The organism is Mycobacterium parascrofulaceum ATCC BAA-614, assembly GCF_000164135.1.
Classification (GTDB): domain Bacteria; phylum Actinomycetota; class Actinomycetes; order Mycobacteriales; family Mycobacteriaceae; genus Mycobacterium; species Mycobacterium parascrofulaceum.
Genome location: NZ_GG770553.1, coordinates 1,203,327 through 1,215,292, shown reverse-complemented (window position 1 = coordinate 1,215,292; position 11,966 = coordinate 1,203,327). Strand labels below are relative to the sequence as shown.

Annotated in this window: 12 protein-coding genes and 1 pseudogene; 1 reads left to right on the top strand and 12 read right to left on the bottom strand. The window is 71.8% G+C overall.

Annotated features, from left to right (window positions below; translation table 11 throughout):
• The 8 genes and pseudogenes from HMPREF0591_RS32965 to HMPREF0591_RS05655 form a co-directional block, all read right to left on the bottom strand.
• A pseudogene (locus HMPREF0591_RS32965) lies at positions 1-351 on the bottom strand (VWA containing CoxE family protein); the annotation flags it as partial.
• A gap of 6 nt (positions 352-357) precedes the next feature.
• Positions 358-1,002 carry an SRPBCC family protein gene (locus HMPREF0591_RS05685; protein ID WP_007167487.1) on the bottom strand — a complete coding sequence of 215 codons (645 nt, stop codon included), beginning with the start codon at positions 1,000-1,002 and terminating at the stop codon, positions 358-360.
• A gap of 11 nt (positions 1,003-1,013) precedes the next feature.
• Positions 1,014-1,901, bottom strand: a complete 888-nt coding sequence (locus HMPREF0591_RS05680) for an AAA family ATPase (RefSeq protein WP_007167486.1) — start codon at positions 1,899-1,901, stop codon at positions 1,014-1,016.
• Positions 1,898-2,764: an XdhC family protein gene (locus HMPREF0591_RS05675; RefSeq protein WP_040621197.1), complete on the bottom strand. Its 867-nt coding sequence runs from the start codon at positions 2,762-2,764 to the stop codon at positions 1,898-1,900. The genes HMPREF0591_RS05680 and HMPREF0591_RS05675 overlap by 4 nt, the downstream gene beginning before the upstream one ends.
• Complete coding sequence (locus HMPREF0591_RS05670) at positions 2,761-5,160, bottom strand: aerobic carbon-monoxide dehydrogenase large subunit (RefSeq protein WP_007167484.1); 2,400 nt, start codon at positions 5,158-5,160, stop codon at positions 2,761-2,763. Before HMPREF0591_RS05670 ends, HMPREF0591_RS05675 begins: the two co-directional genes overlap by 4 nt.
• Entirely contained in the window at positions 5,157-5,639 is a 483-nt protein-coding gene (locus tag HMPREF0591_RS05665) for a (2Fe-2S)-binding protein (protein WP_007167483.1), read from the bottom strand. Before HMPREF0591_RS05665 ends, HMPREF0591_RS05670 begins: the two co-directional genes overlap by 4 nt.
• Positions 5,640-5,641: 2 nt before the next feature.
• Positions 5,642-6,523 (bottom strand): FAD binding domain-containing protein, encoded by an 882-nt coding sequence (locus HMPREF0591_RS05660; RefSeq protein ID WP_007167482.1) that lies wholly within the window; start codon positions 6,521-6,523, stop codon positions 5,642-5,644.
• Positions 6,524-6,566: 43 nt separating this feature from the next.
• A complete protein-coding gene (locus tag HMPREF0591_RS05655) occupies positions 6,567-7,727 on the bottom strand; it encodes an XdhC family protein (protein ID WP_007167481.1) in 1,161 nt (386 codons plus the stop codon).
• A gap of 22 nt (positions 7,728-7,749) precedes the next feature.
• Here HMPREF0591_RS05655 and HMPREF0591_RS05650 point away from each other — a divergent pair, with 22 nt between their 5' ends.
• A complete protein-coding gene (locus tag HMPREF0591_RS05650; protein ID WP_007167480.1) occupies positions 7,750-8,715 on the top strand; it encodes a LysR family transcriptional regulator in 966 nt (321 codons plus the stop codon).
• 270 nt (positions 8,716-8,985) lie between these two features.
• Here the strand turns inward: HMPREF0591_RS05650 and HMPREF0591_RS05645 are convergent, their stop codons facing one another.
• Genes HMPREF0591_RS05645 through HMPREF0591_RS05630 form a run of 4 tightly spaced genes read right to left on the bottom strand, consistent with a single transcriptional unit; the run spans position 8,986 to position 11,848 of the window.
• Complete coding sequence (locus HMPREF0591_RS05645) at positions 8,986-9,630, bottom strand: TrmH family RNA methyltransferase (protein WP_040621911.1); 645 nt, start codon at positions 9,628-9,630, stop codon at positions 8,986-8,988.
• A complete protein-coding gene (locus tag HMPREF0591_RS05640; protein WP_007167478.1) occupies positions 9,627-10,508 on the bottom strand; it encodes a hypothetical protein in 882 nt (293 codons plus the stop codon). The genes HMPREF0591_RS05645 and HMPREF0591_RS05640 overlap by 4 nt, the downstream gene beginning before the upstream one ends.
• Before the next feature lie 28 nt (positions 10,509-10,536).
• Positions 10,537-11,088: an orotate phosphoribosyltransferase gene (gene pyrE / locus HMPREF0591_RS05635; protein ID WP_040621909.1), complete on the bottom strand. Its 552-nt coding sequence runs from the start codon at positions 11,086-11,088 to the stop codon at positions 10,537-10,539.
• Complete coding sequence (locus tag HMPREF0591_RS05630; protein ID WP_040621908.1) at positions 11,075-11,848, bottom strand: SDR family NAD(P)-dependent oxidoreductase; 774 nt, start codon at positions 11,846-11,848, stop codon at positions 11,075-11,077. The genes pyrE and HMPREF0591_RS05630 overlap by 14 nt, the downstream gene beginning before the upstream one ends.
• Positions 11,849-11,966 lie beyond the last annotated feature (118 nt).

Sequence of the window (11,966 nt, the reverse complement as noted above, 5' to 3'; positions counted from 1 at the left end):
GGCGGCGCCCGCCGGACCGCCGGGCCGGCGCAGCGTGCCGGCCGCGGGCGTCTTGGGGCCCGGCAGCGGCAGGGCCGTGTGCGGGCGATTCACGCTATCGGGTTCGGCAGCGCCGAAGACCGTCGCGAAGACCGCGTCGAACGCGCCGAGGTCCTCCATCCGGTTGACCAGGGTCAGCCTGGCCGCCCAATACAGCGCGGTCGTGTCGTGCGGCGAAAGCGTGCGCAGCGCCCGCACGAAGCTGGCCGGCCCGCTGCCGGGCACCAGCACGCCCGCGGCGCGCAGCCGCGCGACCAGCGCCGCCGCGAACGCCGCCAGATCGACGCCCCGCAGCAGCACTGGGGTGGCCACGGGGCGCTAACGCCTCCGGCCGAGCAACCAGCCCAGCACCACCCCGGCGAGCAGCGCCAGCAGCAGCGGTGCGTACTTCTTGAGCTGGTCGCCCCCGGCGAGTTCGAGCAGATCGATGGGCTCGGGCTCGGCGGCGGGGGCGGCGTGGCGCGGCTCCGGGACGCGGCCGACCTGCGGGGGGCCCTCCGGGGTGGCCGGCCCCGCGGTTTCGGCGGCGAGCTTGGCTTCCAGCGATTCCACGAACTGGCCCAGCAGCTTCTCGGACACCTGCTGCAGCATGCCGCTGCCGAACTGGGCGAGCTTGCCGACGATCTTCAGGTCGGTGTCGACGGTGACGCCGGTCTTGTCACCGTCCGGCCGCAGCTGGGCGGTCACCGTCGCGGCGGCGTTGCCGGTGCCGCGGGTCTCCTTGCCCTTGGCGTCGATGACCGCGCGGTACGCGCCGCGGTCCTGCTCGACGAAACGGACCTTGCCGCTGAACTCGCTGGTCACCGGCCCGACCTTGACCTTGACCTTGCCGGAGTAGTCGTCGCCCTCGTGGCCGGTGAGCTGCGCGCCCGGCATCAGCGGGATCACCTGCTCCAGGTCGCACAGCACGTCCCAGGCCCGATCGATCGGCGCGCTGACGGTGAACTGGTTGGCGATCTTCATGCGGGGTCCTCTCAGGTAAGGCTGTGTTCGACGAATTCGTGGTACGCGTCGCGAATCAGCGTACGGTCGTCGGGGGTCTTGGCCAGCGCCCCCAGGCTGACCAGCGCCGCGGGGTCGACCAGGTCGGCGACGCCCAGCGACACCAGCGCGGCGACCCAGTCGATCGTCTCGGCCACGCCCGGCGGCTTGTCCAGGTCGAGATCGCGTGCCCTGCCGACGAATTGGGTGACATGCTCGATCAGCGGCGCGGCGGCCCCCGGCACCGTGCGGCGCACGATCGCCGCCGCCCGCGACGCCTCCGGGTAGTCGATCCAGTGGTACAGGCAGCGGCGGCGCAGCGCGTCGTGCAGGTCGCGGCTGCGGTTGGAGGTGAGCACCGCGATCGGCGGGCGCTCCGCGACGAAGGTGCCCAGTTCGGGGACGGTGACCGCGGCCTCGCCGAGGAACTCCAGCAGCAGCGCCTCGAATTCGTCGTCGGCCCGGTCGATCTCGTCGATCAGCAGCACCGGCGAGGTGGGGCCGCGGTGGCGCACGCAGCGCAGGATCGGCCGGTCGACCAGGTAGGCCTCGGTGTAGAGGTCGGCTTCGCCGATGCTCCTGCCGCCCGCCTCGGCCAGCCGGATGGACAGCAGCTGCCGTTGGTAGTTCCAGTCGTAGAGCGCCTCGCTGGCGGTCAGCCCCTCGTAGCACTGCAACCGCACCAGCGGTGTATCCAGGACGGCGGCAAGGGTTTTCGCCGCGGTGGTCTTGCCGACGCCCGGCTCACCCTCCAGCAGCAGCGGCCGGCCCAGCGTGACCGCCAGGTAGATCGCGGACGCCGTCCCGGTGTCGAGCAGGTAGTCGCGCGCGTCGAACCGGGCGATCACGTCGTCGACGTCGCCGAACACCGCCGACGTCATGCGCCGGCTTTCCCCGCGAACGCCGCGCGGCAGCCCGGGCCGCAGAACCAATAGTCGGTGCCGGCCAGCCGCAGGTGCTCGGCGGCGGGGCCGATCGGCACCGCCATGCCGCAGACCGGGTCGATGGCCTCGGCGGGGGCGCTCTCCGCAACGGCGGCGCGCCGCAGGCCGCCGCGCACGGCGGCCACCAGTTCGGCGGCGATCGACACCGCGATCTCCGCGGGGGTCTTGGCGCCGATGTCCAGTCCGACCGGGCTGTGGATGCGGGCGCGCTCGTCGCAGGAGAGTTCGAGGCCATCCAGGATGGCGGCGCCCCGCACCCTGCTGGCGACCAGGCCGATGTACCCGACGCCGTGATCCAGTGCGGCGCGGATGATTTCGGCCTCCGGGCCGCCGTGGCTGGCGATGACGACGGCGGTCGCCTCGGCGAGATCGGCATCCGTGCGGGCGTCGTAACCCAGCACCTGGCAGAGCTGCGTCAGGGCGTCGGCGATCGGCGTCGCGCCGTAGATCCGGACCATCGGCGGCGGCAGCTGCGGCGTCAGGAAGATCTCCAGCGACCCGCCCGACAGGCACGGGTTGACGACGACGCAGGCGCCGGGCGCCTCGGGGAAGTGCACGTCGCCGTCGGGCAGGACCCGCAGCAGCACGCTCTCGCCCGCCTGGAGCGCGCCCAGCGCCGCCTTGCGGACGGAGTTCTGCGCACACTGGCCGCCGACGAAGCCCTCGATGGTGCCGTCCGCCAACAGGATCGCCTCGTCGCCCGGGTATGCCGAGGCGGGCGGCTGGGCGCGCACCACGGTCGCGTGCACGAACGGGGTGCGCGCCGCGATGAGTTGCCGGGCCCGCTCGCTGATGCTCAAATCGGTGGCCTCGCTCTGCCCTGCATGGCCTCCCACACCCGCGACGGGGTGAGCGGCATGTCGGCGTGCCGAACGCCGAACGGCGCCAACGCATCCACCACCGCGTTCACCACGGCGGGCGGCGACCCGACGGTGGCCGACTCGCCGATCCCCTTGGCCCCGATCGGGTGGTGCGGCGAGGGCGTCACCGTGTGGCCCGTCTCCAGGTGCGGCACCTCGACCGCGGTTGGGATCAGGTAGTCCATCAGCGACCCGCCCAGGCAGTTGCCGTCGTCGTCGAACGCGATCATCTCCATCAGCGCCATGCCGATGCCGTCGACGATGCCGCCGTGCACCTGGCCCTCGATGATCATCGGGTTGATCCGGGTGCCGCAGTCGTCGACGGCCAGGAAGCGCCGTACCTTGACCACCGCGGTGCCCGGATCCACGTCCACCACACAGAAATACGCCCCGTAGGGGTAGGTGAGATTCGACGGGTTGTAGCACACCTCGGCGTCCAGGCCGCCCTCGATGCCCTCGGGCAGGTCGCCCGCCCCGTGCGCGCGCATCGCGATGTCGGCGATCGTCACCGACGCCGACGGGTCGCCCTTGACGTGGAAGGAGCCCTTCTCCCATTCCAGGTCGGCGACCGAGACCTCGAGCATCCCCGAGGCGATGATCTTCGCCTTGTCGCGCACCTTGCGGGCGACCAGCGCCGCGGCCGCCCCGGACACCGGTGTGGACCGGCTGCCGTAGGTGCCCAGGCCGAACGGCGTCTGGTCGGTGTCGCCGTGCACCACGTCGATGTCGTCGGGCGGGATGCCCAGCTCCTCGGCGACGATCTGGGCGAAGGTGGTCTCGTGTCCCTGGCCCTGAGTTTGAACCGACAGCCGCACAACGGCTTTGCCGGTCGGATGCACGCGCAGCTCGCACCCGTCGGCCATGCCCAGCCCGAGGATGTCCATGTCCTTGCGCGGGCCGGCGCCGACAGCCTCGGTGAAGAACGACATGCCGATGCCCATCAGCTCGCCGCGCGCGCGGCGCTCCTTCTGTTCGGCGCGCAACGCGTCGTAGCCGAGCATGTCCATGGCCTTGCGCATGGTGGTTTCGTAGTCGCCCGAGTCGTACGTCCAGCCGGTCTTGGTGGTGTACGGAAACTGGTTGGGCTTCAGCAGGTTCCGCAGCCGCACTTCGGCCGGGTCCATCTTCAGCTCGAAGGCCAGGCAGTCCACCAGCCGTTCGACGAAGTACACCGCCTCGGTGATGCGGAACGAGCACGCGTAGGCGACCCCGCCGGGCGCCTTGTTGGTGTACACCGCGGTCATGTGGCAGTAGGCGGCCTCCAGGTCGTAGCTCCCGGTGAACACGCCGTAGAACCCAGCCGGGTACTTCGTCGGCGCCGCCTGGCCGTTGAACGCGCCGTGGTCGGCCAGCACGTTGGACCGCAGCGCCAGGATCTTGCCGTCCTTGGTGGCCGCGATCTCGCCGACCATGATGTAGTCGCGCGCGAAGCTGGTGGAGGTGAGGTTCTCGCTGCGGTCCTCCATCCATTTCACCGGCTTGCCCAGCAGCAGCGAGCCGACGATCGCGCAGACGTAGCCGGGATAGATGGGCACCTTGTTGCCGAAGCCGCCGCCGATGTCGGGTGAGATCACCCGGATCTTGTGCTCGGGCAGGCCCGCGACCAACGCGTAGAGAGTGCGGTGCGCGTGCGGCGCCTGCGAGGTGGTCCACAACGTCAACTTGCCGGTCACCGGGTCCAGATCGGCCACCGCGCCGCAGGTTTCCATCGGCGCCGGGTGCACCCGCGGGTACACCATCTCCTGCTTGATCACGACGTCGGCCTTCGCGAACACCGCCTCGGTGGCGGCGGCGTCGCCGGTCTCCCAGTCGAAGATGTGGTTGTCTGTCTTGTTCTCCAGATCGGTGCGGATGACCGGCGCCGACGGGTCGAGCGCGCGGCGGACGTCGACGACGGGGTCCAGCGGGTCGTAGTCCACGTCGATCAGCTCCAGCGCGTCGCGCGCCGAATACCGGTCCTCGGCGACGACGAACGCCACCTCCTGCCCCTGGAACCGGACCTTGTCGGTGGCCAGCACCGCCTGCACGTCGTTGGACAGCGTGGGCATCCAGGCCAGCCCCTTCTCGGCGAGATCGGCCCCGGTCACCACCGCCTTGACCTTCGGATGGGCAAGGGCCGCAGTGGTATCGATGCTCGCGATGCGGGCGTGCGCGTACGGCGAGCGCAGGATCGCCAGGTGCAGCATGCCCGGCAGGGCGACGTCGTCGACGTAGGTGCCGCGGCCGCGGATGAACCGCGGGTCCTCCTTGCGCAGCATCCGGCCGTGGCCGCACGGCTTTTGGTCGTTGTCTGCGGTGTCTTCGGGTGACGGGGGCCGGGATTCGATGGTGGTCATGACGACGCCACCTCGCTTGAGCTGTGCTGTGCGGCCCACTGGATGGAGCGCACGATCGTGGTGTATCCGGTGCACCGGCAGATCTGCCCGGAGATCGCCTCGCGGATGGTCTGCTCGTCCGGGTCGGGGTCGCGGTCCAGCAGGGCGCGGGCGGTGATCATCATCCCCGGCGTGCAGAAGCCGCACTGCAGCCCGTGACAGCGCATGAACCCTTCCTGTATTGGATCCAGGGCGCCATCTGGCCCCGCCAGTCCTTCTACGGTGCGGACGCTGTGCCCCGACGCCATCACGGCGAGCATGGTGCACGACTTCACCGGCACGCCGTCGACCTCGACCACGCACGTCCCGCAGTTACTGGTGTCGCAGCCCCAGTGGGTTCCGGTGAGCCGCAGCTGATCCCGCAGGAAGTGCACCAGCAGCATCCGGGGTTCGACGTCGGCGCTCACCTGCTCGCCGTTGACGGTCATGTTCACCTGCATCGCTAGTTACCCCTTTGTTCGCGCACCCGCTGCGTGGCGGTGCGCAACGTTCGGATGGTCAGTTCGGAGGCCAGGTGCCGCTTGTATTCGGCGCTGCCCCGGACGTCGGTGACGGGTTCGCAGGCCTGCGCGGCGCGCCGGCCCGCCTCGGCGAGGGTTTCCTCGGTGGCCGGCCGCCCGACCAGCGCCGCCGACAGCTCGGCCAGCGCGTCGCGATCGGGGTTGACCGCCGTCAGGTCGACGCGGGCGGCGGCGATCTGGTCACCGTCCAGCGTGACGCTGGCCCCGGCGGCGGTCACCGCCCAGTCGCCCACCCGGCGCTCCACCTTCGCGTAGGCGCTGGAGCTGTTGTGCCGCACCGGGATACGGACCTCGATGAGCATCTCGTTGGGTGCCAGGGTGGTCTCGTACGGCCCGGCCAGGAAGTCGTCGATGGCGATCTCGCGTTCGCCGGACGGGCCCCGCGCCAGGCACACCGCGTCGAGCACCGTGCACACCGTCGACAGATCCTCGGCCGGATCGGCCTGGCAGAGCGAACCCCCGAGCGTCCCGCGATTGCGGACGACCGGGTCGGCGATCACGCGCTCGGCGTCCCGGAAGATCGGGCAGACGGCGGCCAGGGTGTCGGATTCGAGGATCTCGCGGTGCCGCGTCATCGCGCCGATGCGCACCAGCGTCGGATCGGTGATCACGTACCCGAGCTCGAGCGCGAGATCGTTGATGTCGACGAGGTATTCGGGGTTGGCGATGCGCAACTTCATCATCGGCAGCAGGCTGTGCCCGCCGGCGACGATGCGCGCCCCCTCCCCCAACCGGTCCAGCAGTCCGATGGCGTGGTCGACGCTGGTCGCGCGTTCGTATTCGAAGGGTCCGGGTACTTGCATGCGCCACAGTGTCAACCGGCCTGACAGGGGCGTCAATAGCGAGTTAAGTAATCCCTGAACTCGCCGCGAACCCGCCTTCCACCTGCGCGTCGTGGTGGATCCGCCCCGCGACCTGGGCCAGCGGGCGGCCGCCGCCGCCCCAGCGTTTGGCGATGATGTCGGCGGCGATCGAGACCGCCGTCTCCTCCGGCGTGCGCGCGCCGAGGTCCAGCCCGATCGGGCTGCACAGCCGGCCCAGCTCGGCGTCGGTCAGCCCGGCGGCTTTGAGCCGGGTCACCCGGTCGTCGTGGGTGCGGCGCGAGCCCATCGCCCCGACGTAGCCGACCTCGGGCAGGCGCAACGCCACCTCGAGCACCGGCACGTCGAACTTCGGATCGTGGGTGAGCACGCAGATCACCGTGTGGCGGTCGACGGCGCCCGCCGCGGCCTGGGCGGCCAGGTAGCGGTGCGGCCAGTCGACGACGACGTCGTCGGCCGTCGGAAAGCGCGCCCGGGTGGCGAAGACCGGGCGGGCGTCGCACACGGTGACCCGGTAGCCCAGAAACGAGCCCTGCCGCGCCAGCGCGGCGGCGAAGTCGATCGCCCCGAACACCAGCATCCGCGGCGGCGGCGCGTAGCTGGACACGAACACCTCCATGCCGTCGCCGAGGCGCTGCCCGTCGGGCCCGTACTTGAGGACCTCGCTGCGGCCCAGGGCGAGCAGGCCGCGCGCGTCGTCGGCGACCGCGGCGTCGGCCCGCGCCGAACCCAGCGATCCCGCCATCCCGTCGGGCCGGACGACGACCCGCCGGCCGACCCATGCCGGGTCGGGGTGCGCGATGACCGTCGCCGTCGCCACCGCGCGGCGCCCGGCGACGTCGTCGGCGACCGCGCCGAGTTCGGGGAACGACGCGCGCGAGACCGGCTCGACGAACACGTCGATGACGCCCCCGCACGTCAGGCCGACGGCGAACGCGTCGTCGTCACTGACCCCGTAGCGTTCCAGCCGCGGCGCCCCGGTTTTCGCGGTCTCGGTGGCGAGGTCGTACACCGCGCCCTCCACGCAGCCGCCCGACACCGACCCGGTGACCGAGCCGTCCGGCGCCACCACCATCGCGGCGCCCGGCGGGCGCGGCGCGGACCGGAAGGTGCGCACCACCGTCCCGAGGCCCGCGGTGTCGCCGGCGCGCCAGATCGACATCAGCTCGGCAAGCACGTCACGCACCCTTTTAAATTAGGCTGCCTCCATGACCCCGGCTCAACTTCGGGCCTATTCGGCGGTGGTTCGCCTCGGCTCGGTGCGGGCCGCGGCCGCGGAACTGGGCGTTTCCGACGCCGGCGTCTCGATGCTGGTGGCCGCGCTGCGCAAGGAGCTCGACGACCCGCTGTTCACCCGGACCGGTGCCGGGTTGGCGTTCACGCCCGGCGGGCTGCGGCTGGCCAGCCGCGCGGTCGAAATCCTGGGCCTGCAGCAACAAACCGCGATCGAGGTCACCGAGGCCGCCCACGGGCGCCGGTTGCTGCGGATCGCGGCCTCCACCACGTTCGCCGAGCACGCGGCCCCCGGGCTGATCGAGCTCTTCTCGTCGCGGGCCGACGACCTGTCGGTGGAGTTGAGCGTGCACCCGACGAGCCGGTTCCGCGATCTGATCTGTTCGCGCGCCGTCGACATCGCTATCGGCCCGGCCGGCGAGGGTTCGATCGGCCCGGACGACGCGCTGTTCGTGCGTCCCTTCCTGAAGTACCAGATCATCGCCGTGGCCGCGCCCAATAGCCCGGTGGCCCTTGGCGTTCCGACGCCCGCCCTGCTGCGCCAGCAGCAGTGGATGCTGGGCCCGTCGGCGGGCGGGGTGGACGGCGAGATCGCAACCATGTTGCGCGACTTGGCCATTCCCGAATCGCAGCAGCGGATCTTCCAGAGCGACGCGGCCGCCCTCGAGGAGGTGCAGCGGGTCGGCGGGGTCACGTTGACCATCGGCTTCGCGGTGGCCAAGGACCTGGCCGCCGGGCGGCTGACCCATGTGCACGGTCCGGGCCTGGACCGGTCGGGCGAGTGGTGCGCGGCCACGCTGGCGCCCGCGGCCCGTCAGCCGGCGGTGTCGGAGCTGGTCCGCTTCATCACCACCCCGCGCTGCACGCAGGCGATGATCCGCGGATCTGGCGTGGGCGTCACCCGCTTCCGCCCGAAGGTGCACGTGACGCTGTGGAGCTGAACGGTTTTCACCCCACCCGTCACGGCAGCACCAATTTCCGAACGGCATGTGGCCCGCGAATTTGATATCGCCCGCGATATCAGATTCCTGAGCGCGCGCATGGTCGACGGAAGGCGGCCCGTCTCGGCCGTGAATCGTGGGCTTCGGGAGTGCATTCACGGCGGGAATCCGCCGAAATCCCGCCCTGGGCGCACACCGAAAGGCCTCAGCGCACCCGCGACGCAGCGCGCGCGGCCCAGCGCGCGACGCGCCGCGCGCGGGGCGGGCGAACTACCAGGCCCGGGTCAGGTCCGCGTGCTGGCGGATCCAGGCGTGCATCGCGATCCCGGCGGCCACGCCGGCGTTGATGCTGCGGGTGGAGCCGAACTGGGCGATCGAGACCGTCACCGCCGCGCCCGACCGGACGTCGTCGGTGATGCCGGGGCCCTCCTGGCCGAACACCAGCAGGCACTCCCGCGGCAGCGCGGTCTCCTCGAGGCGGGCCGCCCCCGGCACGTTGTCGACCGCGACCACGGTCAGCCCGGCACCGGCCGCGAACGCCAGCAGCGCGGCGGTGCTGTCGTGGTGGCGCAGCCGCTGATAGCGGTCGGTCACCATGGCGCCGCGGCGATTCCAGCGCCGCCGGCCGACGATGTGCACGGTGTGCACCGCGAACGCGTTGGCGGCGCGCACCACCGAGCCGATGTTGGCGTCGTGCCCGAAGTTCTCGATGGCCACGTGCAGCGGGTGCCGGCGCCGGTCGATGTCGGCGATGATCGCCTCCCGCGTCCAGTACCGGTAGGCGTCGACGACGTTGCGAGTGTCGCCCTCGCGCAACAGGATCGGGTCGTACCGCGGGTCGTCGGGCGGCTCGCCCGCCCACGGGCCGACCCCGCCGGCCGATGCGCCCCATTCCGTCGGGCCCGGGCCCGTCATCGCGGCGTCCACACCCCGGCGTGGGTGCCGTCGACCGCCACCGTCGCGTACAGCAGCGCCTCGTTGATCTCGCCCTGGGTGCACAGCGACGCGCTGACGTGCACCGCGTCCAGCGAGGCGTCGGGCAGGATCAGCACCGACGACCCGTACGCCGCGCAGGCCGGGTTCAGCCCGGCGCCGGGCAGGGTCGGTGACGCCAGCAGCATCAGCGGGCCGCCGCGTTTGGCCGAGTCGTCGCGGTACCGGGCCGCGAGCCCGTCGGCCTCAAGGCCCAGCAGCATGAAGCCGGTCCCGGTGAACGCCGCCGGATCGCCGAGCTGCGCCTTGGTCACCGGGGCGCCGTCGGCCCGCCAGGCCGACAGGCTGGTGGTCCTGATCGCCAGGCCGGTGTCGTTGGGGTTGGTGGGCATCAGGCCCACCGGGAACGCGGCCGGGTAGGCCGCCGAGGTGTTCGGGATGCGGTCGCGCGGCGAATAGCCGTACACGCCGCGGACTTGGCTCCGATCCTTCAGCGGCCCAAGGCAAACCGTGCCGGTGAGGCGGTCACCGGGCGCCGAGAGCGGGGAACGGACGTCGGGCATTTTGGCCGTGGCGCGGTCGCAACTGCCCAGGCCGGTCGACTCCATCGGGTGGGACAGCGCGCCGTACAGCCCGAACCGGATGTCCTCGGGTTTGGCGTGCGGCCCGCGCGGGTCCGCCGCGGAGGCGTCGACGTCGACGAGCACGAAGTCGCCGTCCCAGCGCAGATTCGACACCGCCATGTTCCAGCCCAGCAGCGCGAGCGCCTCCCCGAACCGGGCGCCCTGGGCGCCGTAGGGGCGGACGGGCTGGCTACCGCCCGAGCAGCCCATGACCAGGGCCAGCAGGCAGGCCGCCATCGCGAGAAGGCTCGCGCGGCAACGCAACCTAGCCCAGCCCCAGATCGGCCAGGCCCAGCACGCTGCGGTACGGCAGGCCCTCCGCCTCGATGGCCTCGGCGGCGCCGGTCGAGCGGTCCACGACCGTGGCCACGCCGACCACTTGCCCGCCCGCCTCTTGGACGGCGCGCACCGCCGTCAGCGCCGAGGCTCCCGTGGTGCTGGTGTCCTCGACGACCAGCACCCGCTTGCCGGCAACCTCGGAGCCCTCGATAAGACGTTGCAGGCCATGGGTTTTCGCCGACTTACGCACCACGAACGCGTCGATTGGGCGTCCCGGCGCGTGCATGACGGCCGTGGCCACCGGGTCGGCGCCCAGGGTCAGCCCGCCGACCACGTCGTAGTCCCAGTCGCTGGTGAGGTCGCGCATCAGCGTGCCGATCAGGGCCGACGCCCGATGGTGCAGGGTCGCGCGGCGCAGGTCGACGTAGTAGTCGGCCTCCTTGCCCGACGACAGGGTCACCCGGCCGTGCACCACGGACAGCCGGCGCACCAGCCCGGCCAGCTCGTCGCGCAGGGCCGCCAAGTCAGGTCCGGCCACGGCCACCGCCGATGCGCTTGGTCACGGCCCGCATCAGGTTCCGCGGGATCATCCGCTCGGCGGCGATGATCGCCTTGTACTGCAGGCCGGGGATGCTGATCACCTTGCCGCGGGCGATGTCGGCCAGGCTCTGGTTCACCACGTCGTCCACCTCGAGCCACAGGAACGACGGCGACTTGGCCATGTCGATCCCGGCCCGCGCGTGAAACTCCGTGCGCACGTAGCCCGGGCACACGGCGTGCACCCCCACCCCGGTGCCCTGCAGGCCGACGGACAGGCCCTCGCTGAACGAGATCACCCACGCCTTGGACGCCGAGTAGGTCGAACCGCGGCCCGGCACCAGCCCGGCGATGCTCGCGATGTTGATCACGGTGCCCGCGCCGGCGTCGAGCATGGCGGGCAGGGCCGCCCGGGTGAGGTGCATGACCGCGGTGACGTTGACGTCGAGCTGCGACTGCAGCAGCGCGGGGTCGGTGGCCCAGAAGTCGCCGGAGGTGCCGAAGCCGGCGTTGTTCACCAGGACGCGCACGCCCTGCGCCAGGCGCTCGCAGACCTTGTCGCGGCCGGCGGCGTCGGCCAGGTCGGCGGGCAGCACCTCGACGCTTCCGGCCCGGTCCTGCAGTTCGTCGCGCAGGCGCGTCAACCGGTCCACGTCGCGGGCGACCAGGACCAGGTCGTAGCCGTCGTTCGCATAGCGCCGCGCGTATCCGGCGCCTATTCCGGACGTGGGCCCGGTGATCAGGGCGACGGGACGAGGCATGAGCGACATCCTAATGACGGCGGCCGAGCCGCCCACCCGGCGCCCGGGGCGCCGTCAGTGCTGATAGTTGGTGGCCTGATGGCCGTTGCGGCCGGCCGGCGGCGGCGGGCGGCGGGCG